This is a genomic window from Lentisphaera araneosa HTCC2155, from assembly GCF_000170755.1.
Taxonomy (GTDB): Bacteria; Verrucomicrobiota; Lentisphaeria; order Lentisphaerales; family Lentisphaeraceae; genus Lentisphaera; species Lentisphaera araneosa.
This window is the reverse complement of sequence record NZ_ABCK01000019.1, coordinates 33,134-51,945: the sequence shown is the minus strand read 5'-3', so window position 1 is coordinate 51,945 and position 18,812 is coordinate 33,134. Positions and strand designations below refer to the sequence as shown.

General features: G+C 39.3%; 11 protein-coding genes and 1 pseudogene. 5 read left to right on the top strand and 7 right to left on the bottom strand.

Translation table 11 applies throughout. The features are described from left to right. Positions 1–11 precede the first annotated feature (11 nt). Together LNTAR_RS17335 and LNTAR_RS17330 are read right to left on the bottom strand one after the other, a co-directional pair. Positions 12–1,484 (bottom strand): sulfatase family protein, encoded by a 1,473-nt coding sequence (locus tag LNTAR_RS17335; RefSeq protein ID WP_007280047.1) that lies wholly within the window; start codon positions 1,482–1,484, stop codon positions 12–14. A 99-nt stretch (positions 1,485–1,583) separates the two neighbouring features. Next, a complete protein-coding gene (locus LNTAR_RS17330) occupies positions 1,584–2,957 on the bottom strand; it encodes an arylsulfatase (protein ID WP_007280046.1) in 1,374 nt (457 codons plus the stop codon). A 201-nt stretch (positions 2,958–3,158) separates the two neighbouring features. On the opposite strand from LNTAR_RS17330, the gene LNTAR_RS17325 reads away from it, so the two are divergent. The 4 genes from LNTAR_RS17325 to LNTAR_RS17310 all read left to right on the top strand — a co-directional run bounded on the left by LNTAR_RS17325 (position 3,159) and on the right by LNTAR_RS17310 (position 8,339). Then, positions 3,159–3,761, top strand: a complete 603-nt coding sequence (locus LNTAR_RS17325; protein ID WP_007280045.1) for an RNA polymerase sigma factor — start codon at positions 3,159–3,161, stop codon at positions 3,759–3,761. A 5-nt stretch (positions 3,762–3,766) separates the two neighbouring features. Further along, positions 3,767–6,013: a protein kinase domain-containing protein gene (locus LNTAR_RS17320; RefSeq protein WP_007280044.1), complete on the top strand. Its 2,247-nt coding sequence runs from the start codon at positions 3,767–3,769 to the stop codon at positions 6,011–6,013. A gap of 300 nt (positions 6,014–6,313) precedes the next feature. Continuing rightward, complete coding sequence (locus LNTAR_RS17315; RefSeq protein ID WP_007280043.1) at positions 6,314–7,708, top strand: glycoside hydrolase family protein; 1,395 nt, start codon at positions 6,314–6,316, stop codon at positions 7,706–7,708. 334 nt (positions 7,709–8,042) lie between these two features. Then, a complete protein-coding gene (locus tag LNTAR_RS17310) occupies positions 8,043–8,339 on the top strand; it encodes a hypothetical protein (RefSeq protein WP_007280042.1) in 297 nt (98 codons plus the stop codon). Between the two features lie 175 nt (positions 8,340–8,514). Here LNTAR_RS17310 and LNTAR_RS27770 read toward each other — a convergent pair whose 3' ends face one another. The 4 genes and pseudogenes from LNTAR_RS27770 to LNTAR_RS17290 all read right to left on the bottom strand — a co-directional run bounded on the left by LNTAR_RS27770 (position 8,515) and on the right by LNTAR_RS17290 (position 14,863). Next, a complete protein-coding gene (locus LNTAR_RS27770) occupies positions 8,515–9,003 on the bottom strand; it encodes a hypothetical protein (RefSeq protein ID WP_007280041.1) in 489 nt (162 codons plus the stop codon). Positions 9,004–9,096: 93 nt separating this feature from the next. Then, positions 9,097–10,977: a heparinase II/III domain-containing protein gene (locus LNTAR_RS17300; protein ID WP_007280040.1), complete on the bottom strand. Its 1,881-nt coding sequence runs from the start codon at positions 10,975–10,977 to the stop codon at positions 9,097–9,099. 50 nt (positions 10,978–11,027) lie between these two features. Then, positions 11,028–12,173: pseudogene (locus LNTAR_RS28005) on the bottom strand (glycoside hydrolase family 88/105 protein). A gap of 20 nt (positions 12,174–12,193) precedes the next feature. Then, positions 12,194–14,863, bottom strand: a complete 2,670-nt coding sequence (locus LNTAR_RS17290; protein ID WP_157473651.1) for a hypothetical protein — start codon at positions 14,861–14,863, stop codon at positions 12,194–12,196. A 528-nt stretch (positions 14,864–15,391) separates the two neighbouring features. On the opposite strand from LNTAR_RS17290, the gene LNTAR_RS17280 reads away from it, so the two are divergent. Continuing rightward, positions 15,392–18,031, top strand: coding sequence for a glycoside hydrolase family 2 protein (locus LNTAR_RS17280; RefSeq protein ID WP_007280035.1), 2,640 nt, complete (start codon positions 15,392–15,394; stop codon positions 18,029–18,031). 126 nt (positions 18,032–18,157) lie between these two features. Here LNTAR_RS17280 and LNTAR_RS17275 read toward each other — a convergent pair whose 3' ends face one another. Beyond that, complete coding sequence (locus LNTAR_RS17275; protein ID WP_007280034.1) at positions 18,158–18,745, bottom strand: recombinase family protein; 588 nt, start codon at positions 18,743–18,745, stop codon at positions 18,158–18,160. Positions 18,746–18,812 lie beyond the last annotated feature (67 nt).

Here is an 18,812-nt window from a genome sequence, read left to right as displayed (position 1 = left end):
CTTTAAACTCCTTAGTTACTTTTTTTTACTGACAGAGGGGATGACCATTTTAAACGACTTTTTAACAGCGATTCATCGCCATATTCCTTACCTTCAAAACTACTCTTAACCGATTCATGCCATTCTCTTAGTTCCTTTTTTAACTCGCTCACTAATTCTGGATACGATAAGGAGATGTCATTTTTCTCCGTAGGGTCATCTTCAATATTGTATAATTTATATTGCTTTCCGCCATTATTAGAAATTAATTTATAAGGGCCTCTATGCCAAGCAATCCGACCGCCAAACATTAGCCCTATAGATTTATTTCTTTGCTTTATATCCCCTTCTATAAGAGGCATCAATGATCTGCCATCTATTTCAAAAGTGGGTTGCGGGTGTTCTATTTTTAGAGCATCCAAAATCGTTGGAAGATAATCAGAAGTCACGCAAGGTAGATTAACTTCTTTGGGTGATTTAACTTTTGCTGGCCAAACCATAAGTCCAGGAACTCGCACCCCTCCTTCATAAAGGTCTCGTTTACGTCCTCTAAAGTGCCCCGCACTTCCATTGTCCGGACGAGCTTTATGCTCAGGTCCATTATCAGAACAAAACCAAATCATTGTATTTTCCTCAAGCTCTTTTGATTTTAAATGTCTTCGCAGGCGACCCACCTGTTTATCCATTGCCGTTATACATCCGGCATAATTACGAAAGTGGATTGGATGTTCTTTATACATTTCATGATACTCAGGACCTGCTACGCAAGGTAAATGTGGCGTATGAAACCAGACAACAGATAAAAAAGGCTTATTTTCATCGGAGGATTTATCTACAAATGAAATAACGCGATCCATAATCACTCTACTATCATCGCCTTCTAGGTTATCGGTGACTTTATCACCATTGATATCCCAATAATGAGTCCCAAAAAACTCGAACTCTTCACCTTCTTTAAGCGACTCCCACCCCAACTTTAAGGAGCTTCCTTCTTGAAACTTTAGGGGTCGCTTCATCGGATCGTATGTCGGTACTTTGGATTCAGTAACAAAAGCTGCATCATAACCATGTGAACTCGGTGGATTGAAGTCTTTTAAACGACCTTTCCCACCCCTGTTACCATCTTTTTCTGCATGTGTTAATGTTCCTAAGTGCCATTTGCCAAAGTGACCAGTCAGGTATCCAGCATCTTTAAGAACTTCGGGTAGAGTAACTTCTTCTGGCCTCAGAAATCCTTGATTAGCTCTCGGTATTCCAATCCGGTATGGATTGCGTCCAGTCAAAACACTTGCACGTGTCGGAGAACAAACACTAGATGCTGAATAAAACCTATTGAATTTCACCCCTTCAGCAGCCATTTGATCGAGGTGTGGAGTTTGTATAACTTCATGCCCATTAAAACCTGTATCGCCCCACCCTAGATCATCCGCCATTATTAAAATAATATTAGGCTGTTCAGTGGCACTTACTGTCAAACTTACCAACAACAATAAAAGTTTTTTCATACAAAATTCTCTTTAGTTTTATATTGATGTACACCCCACACTTACAAAACTGACACAGCTATAAAAAAATAATTCGTTACATTAAAAAGGTTCTATACACTAATCCGTAAGTCTGAAGCTTATGTGCTCTGAGGGTCGACGCACCTTTTTTATTAGTATACGTAACTGCTCGACCTTTTCAGGGTAACGAGACGCCAAATTTTGAGTTTCAGATACATCATCTTTAATATTATAAAGTTCAACCTTGAATGTATTTCCTTTTTTCACATCTAATAAAATAAGCTTCCAATCACCCTTTCGAATCGCTTGCTTGCCTCCTTTTAAAGAAAATTCCCAGTAAAGGTAACTATGTTTTTCCTGCCCCTCTTTACCTAGTAAGATTGGTACTAATGATACACCATCAGTATCCTGCTGTTCTTTTGCATTTGCAATCTCCCTTAAAGTTGGAGAAATATCCCAGAATGCTGATAAATGATCAGTAAGTCCACCAGCGGCAATTTTACCAGGCCACCACGCAATCATTGGAACTCGGATCCCTCCTTCATACAAATCACGTTTACCCCCTCGAAGTTCACCATTAGAATTAAAAGAATCAATCAGGTGTCCTCCTTCCTCCATAGCACCATTATCACTAGCAAACATAACCAAAGTATTTTCTGCTATACCTAATTGTTTCAACTTCTCAAGAAGTAATCCAACATTATAATCCATGTAAGATACCATGGCCGCAAACGTTGTTTTGGGCTCACGCTCAAACGAATAATGTGGGTGATCCTCGACAGGAAGAATTTGTTCATTTAGGATTGGTCGATATTTAGCCTTCCACTCTTCCTTAGCCCGTAAACTTGCATGCGGAATTTGTAGTGCTAAATGCAAAAAGAAAGGTCCTTTTTTTTGCCGATCGATATATTCCAACGCCTCATCAATAACTCGTTCTGAGCTGTAATTATCACCTTCATGAAGACTATTGTTTGGATAAGTAACTTTCTGCTCATTACGCCATAGGTAATTGGGGTAATACCAATGAGCCTGAGTGTGTGAAGTGTACCCAAAAAAATAATCAAAGCCCTTCGCTCTAGGAAGTGTAGAGTCGTCTGTATTACAACCTAAGCCGGATTTACCTATCATTGCAGTGTGGTAGCCTGCATTTTTTAAGGCTCTAGGGAAGGTCAAGTCCTGAGGATCTAAGCGCATTTGCGTGCTCCCATTCCCTCTGACATATGTTTGACCCGTATGCCTACCTAATAAAAGGCAGCTTCGTGAAGGGGCACATACCGTACTCCCAGAATAATGCTGAGTAAACCTTAGACCTTCTTCAGCCATATTATCTAAGTTTGGAGTCTTAATAACTTCTTGACCATAGCAACCTAAATCACCATAACCCAAATCATCTGCCAGAATATAAATAATATTAGGCTGATCTCCGGCGATCAAATAAAGTTGAAGAAAAGTTATAATAAATAAATACTTCATATCGGAGTACCTCATAGTTTTTCTTAGGAGTACCCTTTTTCATCATAGATGTGACAAATTTTAAAGTTTTATATTTTAAAAAAGGCATTTTTATACTAAATAAGCTTAGCTCATTATAAAATTCAGATAAAAATAAATTCTACTTATAGCTTTATTTATTGAACAGCTTATATATTTAGTAACTAGCTCGGAGAAGATAATATGAATAAAGATCAATGGGAAACTCGAGTAACACTCCTCGAAAAAATAAAAAACCGTTACGATGAATCAGCCTGGGAAGATTTTGTCTTTTACTACCAAAAGTTTATTTTTATGATTCTCAGAAAAATGAACTTGAGCATTTCAGAAGCTGAAGAACTCTCTCAAAAAATCATCATTAAACTATGGGACAAGCTCCCAGAATTTAATTTCAATCAAGGCAGCGGAAAGTTTCGCTCATGGCTCTGCACTGTTGTACGTAATCAAGCACGAAATTACATCAGAGATCAACAAAACTCAAGTAAACACAAGTCTGAACTAGATGAAAGCCCCAACCAGTTTCATGATATGCCCTGCACATCTGAAATCGAAAAAATCGCCGAAAAAGAATGGGCTATTTATGTCGCAAAGTTGGCATGGAAAAACATTCTAAAAAATTCTCCTGGCACATATTTAGATGTTTTTTCCTTACACGCTAATGGTAATACGGTAAATCAAATAGCCGAATCTACTAAGCTTCCCGTTAACACAATTCACGTATACTTAAAAAGATCCAGAGATAAACTAAAGTCTGAAATCAAAAGACTTAGTTCTGAATTACTGTAAAACTAATGACAAGCACACCACAGCTCCCCGATAACTTTTTAAATAACATCTATCACGAAGTAGATTCTGAGACTGATAGCGAAAGCCCTTATTGTCTCAAACAGGTACAACAAACATCAATTAAGCACTTCCCATATAAACTTTACGAAAAAATTGACCAGGGAGGCATGAAAGAAATCTACCGAGCCTTTGACGAAAGAAGCCAAAGGCAAGTGGCTTTAGCTTATATAAAAAGCAGTAACCCAAACGAAAAAGACTTAAGGTATTTCATCCAAGAAGCATGGATAACCGCGGGGCTACAACATCCAAATATTGTCCCTATACATGACATAGGAACCAACGAGGAAGGAAAGCCTTACTTTGCAATGAAGTTGCTCTCTGGAGAGAACCTGGCCAATATACTGAAACACATCTCCGAACCTGAATACAGAGAAAAATACAGTTTACGTAATCTCCTGGATGTATTCTCTAAGGTATGTGATGCTGTATCCTATGCACACTCACAAGGCGTCTGTCATCTAGACCTTAAACCCGAAAATATTCAGGTTAGTGATTTTGGTGAAGTCCTTTTAATTGATTGGGGTATCGCATTTATTAAAGATAAAAATAGAGACCACGATGAGGAGCTTTTTCAATCTGCTTCAGACACTAGACAAAACCTCATTCAAACTATGTTTGGAGCCATTAAAGGAACCCCTGGATACATAGCCCCTGAAGTATGGCTATGCGATAAAAATGAATTATCTCAACAAGCTGACATATATGGGCTCGGTGCCATTCTCTACTCTATATTATCACATGATCGTCCACCCCCTATCAACCCTATCAAGCCCAGCTTCCAATCTCCAATTAGAAAAGTGAATTTAATACAACTTTTCCCTGAGAAACATATCCCCCCTGCACTTAACGCCGTCGTAACTCATGCAATGGAACAGGACCCAAAACTACGGTATAAATCAACTGTAGAATTAAAAAAAGATATTGTTTCTTTTTTGAATGGATACGCTACAACTGCAGAACATGCAAACCTAGCTCGATTACTTCTATTATTCATAAAACGCAATACAAGCTTAGCCATATCCATATTAATTGCACTCATTTTCTCACTCTCAATAACTTTTGTCTTTATCCAAAAACTATCTCACAGTAGAAACATTGCTCTTAAAAATGAACAGAAAGCTATTGCAAACGAAATCGAAGCTGAAAAGTCATTACAGCTATTTCTCTTAGAAAGAGATGAGAAAATTAAACGAGAAAAAACTAGTGTCAAACACTACTTTGACCGTGCCAAAAATCAGTTTTACAACCATAACAATCACGATGCTTGGAATGAAATTAAAACTGCGCTAGCACTTAATCCAAAAGACTATCGCACCAACACACTGGCTCTAGCCATCCTCTTATCTCAACAACGCTTTCAAAAAATTGTTAATGAGTTTTCAATTCTAAAAAACACTGAGTATTACTCCATTGCTTTAGAGTTTTCCCATAAAAAAAATGATACGGAACAACTTGCTGAAAATGACCTCGAAGAGTTCCTGTCTAAAGTACAAAAATCATCCCTAGTGAATTACCAACTCGGTCACAGTAATATTTTCAATACAATTAATGCTGGAAAAAGCTTCATTGAAAATAAAAAACTCATCCGAGATCAATTCTCAAAACTAAACCCCGACGCCGAACTAACCTACAATGAACAAACTGACCATATAGTCATAAAATCTAAACGAGCAGTAAACCTAAGTCCGCTTGCAGGCCTTAACTTAAAAGGTTTAAACCTATCTCAAGCATTAGTCCTTCAAAGCTTAACTATAAAAAGCTTGAAACAGCTTACTTACTTAAACTTGATGAACAACAATCTTGAGCGCTTAGATTTTTTAGAAAACTTAACGCAGCTTCGCTACCTGAATCTCAAAAACAGCCTAACAGGTAATTTAAAGCAACGACTAACGCATAAACTTGACTACCTCAATGTCTCTAATACTACAACGCCATCTCTTAATCTAAATAAAACACCCGTAGTTATTTTAAATATTAGCTTTTGCATAAAGTTGGATACAGGTAGTATTTTCAAAACTACGCAGCCACCAAAACTAGTTATCATTTCATCAGAAAATGACACCAAAAAGTTTCGTGATTTATGTAAAGAGTACAATGTTAAAATCCTTTTAAATACACCCGCCACACCATTAAAAGAATACCAAATCTTAAAACAAGCTCGACAGGAAAATTTCATTCACAACGATTTTTAAACCGAACACTACTTAGTAGGTCAAGAAATATCAGTTTCCATCTGTATTTCAAATAAGCCCTAGGCCAGACTTTGGCACGAACTCAAAGCTTGCTCTATACACAGTTTTACAATCACTATGATTTAAGTACTCTTTTTTTTAAAAAGATGTCAGAACTACTCATAATACGTGTACTCACCTAACAACACGATAATCACTAAAGTATAAAATCACTTAATCTAGACACTGAGTAGTCAATATAGATTTCAAAGAATTATACATTGATATCGACATCTTTAAAAAAAATACAGGTATACAACTATGAGTAGTCTTTTTTCAAAATCTTGCCTAGTAAGCCTAATACTTGCTTCTATTAACATAGAAGCATCTGAAGTCAAGAAAAAAAAGCGTGTCCGTCCTCCTATTCCTAAAGAGTATTATCAACCAAACTACATTAAACCAGATGGCTTAGTTAAAGGAGCTCAATTTCAAGATTTAATTCTACCCGTTCCCATTCAAGCTAAACTTGAAGTAAATGCATGGGGTACAGCTGAGGTTTTACCTCGCGATCTAACTAACGGTATTGAAGATGAAGTCTATTCCTACTGGGGTGGAAATATTGTCCAAAGTCAAGATGGTGTCAATCATCTTTTTTGTTGCCGTTGGCCAGAAGACTACCGTAGAGGACATTTTGGATACCAAAGCTCAGAAGTGGTTCACGCAGTTAGTGAAAATGGACCTTTGGGGCCCTATAAGGTTGTTGATGTGATTGGACCAGGTCACAATCCTGAAATATATCAGGCGAAAGATGGATCTTGGTTAATAGGGGTGCTTGAGGATATCGGGACGTACAAAGCGCCCAGTTTAAATGGACCTTGGAAGCCACACATGCCTACCTTCACCCCACTTCACGCATCCAAGAACGTAAACTTACGGAATAGATCTTATGCGAAATGCGATGACGGCAGTGTTCTTATGGTCATCAAAAATGGCACTATTTGGCATAGTTCAGACGGAGTCAAGGAGTTCAAGCAACTGACAGGAGGTAGTGTATACTTCAAACCGAATCATCTCCCTGCAAAATATGAAGATCCTGTGATTTGGAAAGATGAAGTACAATTCCACCTCATATATAACGATTGTTTAAGACGGGAGGCCTATTATATGCGGTCACCTGATGGAGTTAACTGGCACGTAGATCCAGGTTTTGCTTATACAACTGATTTTATGAAATACGAAAATGGTCAACTCGAAAAATGGTACAAATGGGAACGAGTCAAAGTACGTTTAGACGAGTATGGTCGTGCAACTCATTTGAATTTTGCTGCTATTGACGTTTCTAAAAAAGAAGACAAAGGAAATGACAAGCACAGTTCAAAAAATGTCGTACTTCCTCTAAGTGTCTCTAGACGAATTTCGTTACTTGAGTCAACAAAAGCAGGTTATATCGATATTAAAATCAATGCAGAAAGCGGTTTCTCTCCCAATGATGACCTCGATCTTAGTTCTGTGAATTTTGGTTCGCCAAAAGATGTTGATTTTGGAAAAGGCATCCAACATCATAGCTCTCGAAAAGTAGGAGTCGATTTAATTTTAACATTTGATGCTAAAAAAATAAATCTAAGTCAAGATGATTTTGTTTATAAAATTCTAGTTGCCAACAAAAATGGCCAGCAAGAATTTGCTTACTGCAAAACCAAGCTAAGCTCTGAATAAATCACAAAGTAATTAATATGCCCGTAAAATTAACTTGCGGGCATATTCATCTTCAGTAATAAGCTAGAGTCAATTTTATCTAAAAATCAACTACTGACATTTACCCTAATATGATCTTACTATCAAGACTATATATGAATATCCTTATAAAACACCGTCGCCCTGTACCTCTTGGCCTTTATCAATGTATTGATTGTGGTAATACATACACAATTCCAATGAATTAATACCTATCTGTGATCGTTTCCATGATTATCCTCATCTAGAAAAACACTGGAAGCCTGTATTGATATATGTAAATGAACCAATTGTCTCAAACATACTGCTGTAGATAATGATTTTGTTAGATGACATAGAACAACACTCAAGTCTTCAAAAGCCAGTCATCTATTACACCTCTAAAGATGGAATACACTATGAACTATTCTCAAAGATTCCCGTATGGTCCCAAGAAGAACCGATACTTCTCGAAAACGGCAAGGAATTAAAAGCCAGTCGACTTGAGCGTCCAGAGGTATGTATAAATGATGCCGGCGAGTTTTCAGCCCTATTAGTTGCTGTGGGAGAAGAACCACGCAGTCACGATTATATTGTCATCCATCCCGTCAACAATTTCACTCCTAAAAATTAACCCACCTTCGCTTAGGCATTCAACAAAAAGGATTCCCATTAACTTTTTTATTCACCGCAGAAGTGATGTAAACATTATCTAAGGTCGGTGGCTAGTAGCGCAAATCAGCTCTATAGCCATTCAACTTTATTTTTAGAAATATTCAACAACTCCACATGTAATGTGGCTTCTATTATTAATTATAGTTCATTTTATCGAAGGAGCCATTCGCGACTATCACACTCTTATGATTAGAAATAATTATTTTTGAGTTCTTTGGTGAGGCTATGTTATTATTTTGGCAACGTAGTGCCCAAAAGAGCATCAGACCATCAAACACTTGCTCTTTTAAGACAATGTCTTCGTTTATAAATTCTTCAGACACAGTTAGGAATAGTGTGGTTTTGAGACCGTTACTTTTTTCCGGCGGACGAGCATATACGGAAGACGCTAACGATACTCCGCTACGACGCTTTTGCACATTCAGGTAGTCGACAAACTCCTCTAGGGCTAGACTGAGGTAGCGTGGAGTTCGGTTCGGTTCAATTTTGACCTCTTTACAAATATCAACACACACTAGAGCCCTTTCAGCAGATTCAGCAGATTCAGCAGATTCAGCAGATTCAGCAGATTCAGCAGATTCAGCATTTTTTGTGTTTTTCAGAGATATATTATTTTCCTCCACTCCTTTTTTAGTCCTGGACTACCTTCTGTAGGTAAATCCAGTACTCTGATTATATGTTTATTCAGTAATGCAAGGGCCTCACCATGTATGGGTTCAGACTCGGGGAAGTCCCCCCCCTAAATCATTTCTCTTATCACTTAGTTCTATACGTAGATTAATTTGCTGACCTGCTCTTGGCTCGACAGTCGTCGTGATCTCAATGCGCTTCAGGCCAGTGATCTGCTCATCTAATTGAAGTGGCGGAGGATCCAGCGATACAACCTTTATTTTTGTATCCCTATCAGAAAGATCCTTTAGGTAAAGAACCTCATTATCTTGACGGAGAATTGCACCACCTTTGACAATATCGACGTCACTGGTCGTCATAAACTGCCACGTAAGCTTTTGAGTTACGTCAGATGTTTCAACTTCATCTTCGATTATAAGTGATGAAGCCCCCTCTTTCACAAAACGGCGAGTAGCTCTTTTTACACCTCCTCCATATACTTCCGTCGTATTGAATAACACTTCTGGTTGTTCTCCGTTGTCCACCTTAACTAATGATGCGAAGCCATTTACATCGAATAATTCATTATTCACACTCAAGACACTATGTCCAAAGTTATTTTTTGACAGTAAAGACCAACGTTGAGCATTTTGGTCCATGGCCCATAGATTAAAGCCAACTTTCTCTAGATCATGATATTCCTGTAATCCCATATCAATACCCCAGCGCACACCATTGAGTTCAAAAACAAAGGAACCTGCATCCATATTCCCGTGACTTATCTTTGCTTTTCCGCCTTTGCACCCAACATAAAAACCATGTCCATCATTCTTATCACTGGTAAAAACAGCAATCGGGTTGGCTCCCTGCCCAGACCAAATAGTTGGTAGTTCTTCTGTTATTTTTTCTTGATACTGTGATATCCATGCCAAAGCCATTGAATCAATCGTTCCCAATTTACTCAACTGATCAACTGGCTTCAAAAATCGGTCTTTCTCAAAAAAGACACTATTTCCAGTTTTCGATGCAAACCAAGCAAGAATCGAATCTCCATTACTTTTACGTATATCTCGGCAGTCTGAATAATTGAATAATCCTCCAGATGGAGCCGTAGAGTACAGCTGGTAATAGGCACTTTCTTTAAAACCTGGAAAATCATAATGTCCAAAGTCGCGACCAAAAGCACTTTCGAGCATTGCTATAGTAATCACCGATCGACTTGTGGCATATCCCCAGTATGATGAACCTTCAGGATAAACGCCATCGGGACCATAGTGAACAAGAGCGCGTGGCAGCGCTTCCAAAGCTCGTTGAATCGTACTTGCAGAGAGTTCAGGCTCTTGCTCTGCAACAGCAATCGCAGCAGCAATCATCGCACCGTTACAAACCTGATTCCAGTTGTTTGTGGTTCTAACAATACGTGATTTTGCTCTCCCATCAGCTTTAAGTCCTTTATTTATTAGGGCATTTTGAGTAAATTCAAAAGTTGATTCTGGAAGATCTCCCGCTGTCCAATCTAAAGCGATTGCCACCCCTAATGACATACCTGCGACATCTAGAAAATGCGATGGATTCCAATCAGGGATCGAGCAGACCGCAATAAGCTCTTGTTCTATCCTCTTTAAAATAACGGGGTCTTTCTCTATAAGATAGACGACGCCTAAGATATCCATTCGTCGTGACATTCGGCCTGAAGTCTTTAACCTGCGACCAACCATCTCATACGCTAGGATTGGCTCCTTTAAAATATCATTCGCGTTATGGCGTATAGCTGCATAAATATTCTTACACACTGGATCAATCTTAATTTTTTTCTTCAAATCCGCTACTATTTGAGGTGTAAAGACTAAACGAGGATGATCTTTTGACAGGTTTTGCTGTACATACTCCACAGTAAATGGGTTCTCTAAGCTTGGTAATTCTTTCTCGATAGGAGACGCTATTATCGACATTCCTGACAGCATAACTGTAATAAATAATTTTTTCATTGAACGCTTACTTTATTTAATTTTTTATATCAATTTCATTTTCATGATTTTTAATGACTAAGTAGCTTGTACATCTCTGCCCCTGCGGCTAGAAAGGCTCCGATCCCATAGACCTCGGTCTTATCTGCAAATGAATCACCTGGAGCTGCACCAACGGGCTGTACGTGTCCAAGTATACCCTCATCAGTTACACAACGAGAAAGAGCATTCCAACCTTTTAAAATGACTGGCTCGTAGGTTTCTCGATCGAGTAAGCCCTGATTGATTCCCCAGGCTAAACCGAAGATAAAAAATGAAGCGCCACTCGTTTCCTTGACCGGGTAGCCTGTAACACCCCCTAAGATCCCCATTGACCATGTACCGTCTTTTTGTTGAGTTCTTTTTAAAGCACTAGCCATCTGCTTGAATACGGTTACATAGAATTCTCTACCCTCCCAGTCTCAAGGTAGATCGGGAATCATTAAGGCAAGACCACCAAATACCCAGCCATTTCCTCTTGCCCAAAAGATTTTCTCGCCATTAGTTTCTCGCTTCTTTATGTAACTCTTATCTCGCCAAAATAGCTGTGACTTTACATCCCATAGCATATCATAGCTTTTGTGGTACTCCACATCCATGAAATCCAAGTACCGCTTATCGCCTGTGACCTTTGCTAATCGCGCCCAAACGGGTGGAGCCATAAACAAGACATCACTCCAATACCAATGTTTTTTAGGTTTTTTCAAACTTGAATGTTTTTCGAGAATTTGATCAAACTGTTTTTGTGTTGGCTCCAGCATCGCGCTTTGGCCAAATTGCTCATAAAGCTTAAGGTAAAATTGCCCAACGGTATGGTCATCGGCGTGTTCAAGTCTGCGGTAGAGACTCCAACCGTTACGATTACCTATGTTCATTAACCAGTCAGTATATTTACTATCTTTGGAGATGGTACTCCATTCGTACATGCCAACATAAAGAGCACCACAATGCCATTCAAGGTCATGGTATTTTTTTGTATGATTCCACGAGTGGCGTTTGGCGGGTAATCCACGATATTCTCCCATTCTCTCAAAGGTATTTATTTGCCAATCAGCCACTTTTTTGGTAATCTGCCAAACAGACTCAGGCGTTACAATTGCATTGCTCCCATCCGCAAGTAAAACATAGTTAAATAATGCCGTAATAAGTACGGCTATTTTTGTTATATGATTAAACATCATTATCTTATATTTCCCCTTTAGTATTCTAAGTCAATAAAACGCATTGATCCCGCTGGAATTCGCAATTCAAAAACATTATTTTCAATTCCGATCGACTTTCCAGTCAAAATATCTTTGGCGCTTACAGGGCGTTTATTATGGAAATATATTTCCACCATACGTTCTTGTGGATCAAGATAGCCAGGATCAATCAGAATCAAGCGGATATGACTTTCATCAATGCGTATTGCACTCCATGCTACGCCACTTACCACAAGGGGCATTTTCTTCATGCCAGCTTTAGCTGAGTTGATAATCGTTTCCCCAAAATCAACGGCATCTATTTTAGTATTATTCACTAATCCATTAAGCGAATTACTCTCTGTATATTCAACACCTTTTTCCTGTAATTTCACAGCATATTCAGCGGGCGCAATGGGGATCATACCGTACGGTAATTCCGGCATAAAGTTTAACCAGCGATACTCAACCCCCATAGCCTTTGATAAATCATATTCATTAACAGAAGCTCCGCCCCAATGGACTTCCGAATTTGCAATAACCCGCTCAGAGTCCTCTTCCAGGTACTGGCTTATATCGTGACCCAATCCATGTGCCCGCTCTTCAATATCATGCGGTATATCCCTCATCAGGTGCCATGAACCAATAGAGAGTATATCCTTAGCCTCAGCGCGAGGTAATACACCCGACCCCATCAGAGCGATCAATAGCTCAAGTCCTGGTCCATCATGCCCTTCAAAACCCCACAACACTCCATAACGAGCACCATATGCAGCTTGCATCACACCGCTTCGTAAAAATGGAGATATAGTCTTTTGACGTCCGGGGGCGAGGGGACGCCATCCCGTTGGATTGTCATCAACCAAACGCATGCAATAATCGTTAATATACCCGCCTGCAAACATTCCTACGCGTCCAGCTAGGTTCAACTCTTGAGTTGTTGAATTTGTATCCTCTGTCGCAGGCAGTAACACATCGGAATACTTTCCTGATAGGAACATCTCACTCCATGGATGCATGTGAACTGTCGTAGCCCAGAATGTCTGTTTATAACGAAAAAACAGTTTAGCCCGTCCTTGCTTGCGACAAGCATCTACCAAGCGTGGCAGATACACATCTATAAAGTAATGAACACGAGGATCTTTTGTATCAGCCATTTCAGCATAGACGAAGCCATTGCAGGTATTGGGTGCAACCTCTAGTATTTTCTCAAGGGTGTCAACATTCATGAAGAATGGATCACCGCCATGTCCCGCCCAAATTGTAAACGGAGTCTTGTTCTTCTCAAAGTCTTCTGCTTTTTTGACAATGTCAGCATGACTATCATTATAAGGCTTACGTTTGTCACGTTTATTTCCGTACTCTTCGCCAACTACCTTAATGATCGCACTACGGTCATATTTTTCACTCCAGATATACTGTATCGATCTATTAACTTCATTAAATTTAAGTTCTTCAACTTCCTTTGGTATTTCTCCGCTATATGTCATAACCCACGGATTTTTTGCAGGTTTCTGATACGTAGGTGGAGTAAATCCCAGCACTTCTTTGTACAATTTTTCAAGGTTTGTAATGACTTCATCAGCCACTCCTACGGGATGCACGTGATCTTTCCACCAATCATCTTTTGTCAGATCAAATTCATATACACCATTGTCACCTCCAACTGATCCAATACCAAAAAAACGACCGGTGCCTGAGTGATAACAGAAATCAGCCATGGGAAAACGAGCCGACATATCACCACTCCACCCCATAAGTTCCCCTGTGGAATCGAGCAAATAAAATGTACGTCCAAATTGAAGCAGTATTTCGTCACGAGCAGGAGCTAGCGAAATACTACTAGAGTGTGCATAGCGTTGCTTAGTACGACTTATTGCTTTGCTCTGATCCTCTCTTGCGTCGTAGCTGGCAATCTCTTTAAACTCTCCATTCAGAGTACACATTACCGCGGAGTCATTACTAGAAATCATTAGGTCATCGCGACCGTCAGCATCTAAATCTGTTACACGAACATCCGTTATAATACCGGCAAGATATTTAGAGCGCTTTTTAGAAGACAAACTCGCTACTTTGTTTTTTAAGTCATTAGGATCGTGAAATCCAAATGAAGACCAGCCTAACTTGTCATGCTTCATGGTCATCACAAACAACAAAGGCTGGCCATCTTTCTTAAAATCACCAACCTCCAATTTACGGATCGCTCCAGCAAAGGCATGCTTATGAATTACTTTTCCATTCTTATTTAAAGCATAAACAACTTTATCATTACCCCCGGCAAAGATAGTTAGCTCATCACCATGTTTTAATGCAGCTACTTCATTAAACCGTATTTTATGGTCCCCGCTAAATCTCCACAGTAGGGAACCATCAGATTTCCAGCATGTTATAAATCCATTACCACAAGCTGATATAAGATCTTCTCTACCATCATCATCTACATCTACCGCTATAATCTCAAACAATACACCCGGCTTTTTTGTTGCATTTCGCCACAGCTTCTCACCTTCAAGAGTATAGCACGAAACACTCCCATCTAATTCCCCTAGATAAAGAACTGGCGTATCATTATGCATTGCAGAAATCCCTCGACGCAAGCCTTTATCATCGGTAACAAAACTTTTTGCATCGACACCATAACTAACAAAAAGAGCCGCTAGCATTGATAGATATTTCCTTAATCTCATAATTCACCTCTTTTATTAAAAAATCTTTTTTAAGTAGAGTACACAAGAACAATGTAATTCTTACAAAAATCATAATGATTTTCATAATATCATACACCTACCTCATATATACATAATTATTTCAAATAAAATAATGGTTGCTGAAAAGCTCAACTGTAGGATCAGAGTTAAGTAGATTCACCGCCAAACCGCAATAGTAAATCAAGTGACCTTTAAGGCGAAAACTAGTACAAAGAAAGAATCTGTATGAATGACTACTCCAATTAGGATGTCGCGTTACCTCATTAAACGCTATACATGATAAAATAGATCTGTGAAAATGTTGGAAATCCGATGGCTAATTAACCTTTGTACTAAGACCTTGATGCTTATCGTAGACAAATCACTACTTCATCCATCTAAATATTTCATTGAGCTTAGTGTTGAGTTAGGCATAAAAATCAAAGTAAAAAATAACATTTTTTGTAATATCTCTCTAATTCAAGTGTACAAGCTCATAAATAAAGTCAAACACAAGGAGTCAGACGCATGACATCGAAATCATTATTATATATCATAATAACGAAGAGCTTAGCCGTGGTTACCTTGGCCTTTATTCAGCCTTCAATTAATGCGGCTCAAAAATTTTCTACAGCAGGGTTTTATGCAGTAGAAGATAGTCAACGTACTGTTGAAAACTTTAACCCAGGCTGGCGCTTTATCAAAAAAGATGTACAAGGTGCAGAAAAAAGTAACTTTGACGATAGCACATGGGAAGCCGCAAACCTACCCCACGGTTTGGAAATTCTTGGAGAGAATGGTAGTGGAGGCCGCAACTACCAAGGCAAGGCTTGGTATCGTAAAAAGTTTGACGTCAAAAAAAATAATGGCCGTACCTTTATCTATTTTGAATCCGTAATGGGTGAAGCACAAGTCTACATTAATGGAAAAAAGGTTGCAGAACATTTTGGTGGCTATTTACCATTTGCAGCAGATATTACAGATGTCATTACGCTCGACGGAAAAAATAACACCATTGCGGTAATGACCAATAACTCCAACAGCAAACTCTACCCACCCGGCCAAGCACAAGACCGCTTAGACTTTGCATACTTTGGTGGAATCTACCGAGACTCATATCTTATCCAAACAAATGACGTACATGTGACACTTCCTGAAATAAGTACAACTATAGCTGGGGCTGGAGTTTTCCCAGCAACACTTGATATTAAAGGTAATACAGCAAAATTAGAAGTCAGGACAGAGATCAAGAACAATAGTTTACACAAAAAAGAACTCCTAGTACGCAACACCCTTGTCACTGCTGAAAATGAAAAAATTACCTCTATAGAGCAAGTTCTAACGCTAGAAGCAGGAGAAAAACAACAACTTTCTAAGCAGTTCACTGCCAATAATGTCCGCTTATGGCATCCAGACAATCCCTATCTTCATTATATAAAAACAGAAATTATTTTTAATAACAAAGTCATCGATAGTTTAAAAACTAAAATAGGTATTCGCCTCTTTGAAATGAAAGGAGCTGAAGGCTTATTTATCAATAGAAAATGGATAGGAAAAAAGCTTATCGGGGCTAATCGCCACCAAGACCATCAATACCTTGGTAACGCTCTCCCCAATTCAGGTCAATGGCGTGATGTTAAACTCTTACGTAAAGGTGGCTGCAATATAATCCGAGCTGGACACTACCCACAAGACCCCGCATTTTACGATGCATGTGACGAACTAGGTATGCTGACAACAACTGCGAATCCAGGCTGGCATTTCTATAACTTCAAAGAAAAAATATTCGAAGAACGACTCTATCAAGACACACGTAATTTAGTTCGCCGAGATCGTAATGTCGCTTCCATCCTTATGTGGGAAACTGCTATCAACGAATTCCCACGTCAGCCGGATTATGCAATGAGTACCATGCATAAGCTAGCACACCAAGAGTTTCCTTTCCCCGGTATGTACACGGTTGCGGACCACCACGAAGCTAAGAAAGGTGGACTGGATATGTATTACCATGGACATGATAAAGATGTAAACTCTTTCAACCGTGAATATGGAGATGGTGGCGAAGTTGACAACTGGTATTCACAAAATGCGTCAACCCGTGTTAATATGAAGTGGGGTGAAACCGCATTATTAAATGCGGCAATCAAGCAGACTAAGACACTCAATTATCGTCATTCAACAAGTAAGGTACGCCTTGGGGGGACTATTTGGTGTGGGATAGATCACTACCGTGGTTACCATCCAGATCCATTTATGGGGGGACTTCTCAACGCCGTTCGAATTCCTCGTACAACATACTACCTCTATAAAAGTCAATATGATGCAAATTACAAAGTACCAGGTATTGAAAGTGGTCCAATGCTACATATTGCCAATGAGCTAACACAGATTTCTCCAAAGGACATCCTTATATATAGCAACTGCGACGAAATCCGCCTAACATGGTGCGGGGATCTTATTGGAACAGAAAAACCACAACGAAAAAACTATGAGCATATGCCCCACCCTCCCTTTGTTTTTAAAGATGCTTTTGAATTTACAAAAGTTAAGCGCCGCGGTAAAAACAAAATCGACCCCGTTTTAATTGCTGAAGGTTTCATCAATGGTAAGCTTGTGACTCGTGTCGAGAAAAGGTACCCTCAACGCAGTGAACAGCTAAAACTATCACTTGGCGATGAAGGGCTAAATATGGTCGCAGATGGATCAGATATGATTCGCGTCTATGCTACTGTAGTTGACATCAATGGCACAAAGAAAGTTCTTGCCGATGAAAGTGTCTACTTTAGTGTAGTGGGAGCGGGTGAACTTATTGGAGGTCGTTTTAACAACGCAAACCCAACTCAAACAAGTTACGGTGTTGCGACAGCATTGGTTCGTGCTAGTACAGAAGCTGGAACAATTACAGTTACTGCTCATAGTAATGGACTTAAATCAGATGCTATAACGATCAAAACAGTTACTCCATACACTCCCCTTAACCTGAATGAAACCTATGTATCAGAATCAAAGAAATCAGATACAGAAACAATCCTTATCTCTCAAACAGTAGAAGTAAACGACTTGCCCCTAAACATACAGAAACTTCAAGGTGAGCTAAAAAAACTTCGCCAGGATATCGTGGGTAAAGACCAGACTATTATGGACCTCCGCAGTAAAGTCAAAGAGTAATCAATGAATTGAGTTCCTATAGTATTTGTATAAAATACTGAGCTCGCACGTTTCTTACAACAATGATTATGAAGCGTTTTTTTGGAACACTTTGGAAACGGGGTTTTTGGCCCGCACAGCTCATGCTTAATTTACAGGGGTTTTTGAAACGACCTTCAAGCCTCGATATACGGTGGATTTAGACGCACCGACTAACTTCGCAATCTCGTCATACCCCATGCCCTCAGCTCGTAATCTCAGTGCTTTCTTTAGGTCAAAACCTCGACGAGGACGGCCCAATTTCACCTTATTATGCCTAGCGCGTTCGAGTCCTGCGTGGACTCGTTCGCGTATGAGTTCCCTCTCAAATTCTGCTATGGCTCCTAGGAACGTCACTAACATTTTTCCGGCAGCTGATACCGTGTCTACATTCTCTGTAACGGACACAAATGACACACCGTGTTTCTGAAAGAAACTTAGTAGTTCCAGAAGGTGCATCGACGACCTAGCTAAACGATCCAATTTCCAAACGATTAAGGTCTTAAACCTACCCTTTCGTATATCATTTCTGAGTCGCTCTAGCCCTTCCCTACTCTCTTGAGCTCCAGACACAATATCTTCATACAATTCAACTTTTTGAATATCACGTAAGTGACAATATTTCTCGATTGCATAAACCTGGTTTTCCGTCGTTTGATCACTCGTTGAAACTCGACAATAAATAGCTGTTCTCATTTTTAGGCACCCTTATTAAATCATAATAAAATTTATGATACACAACCAGGAGAGCAAGCGTAGATTT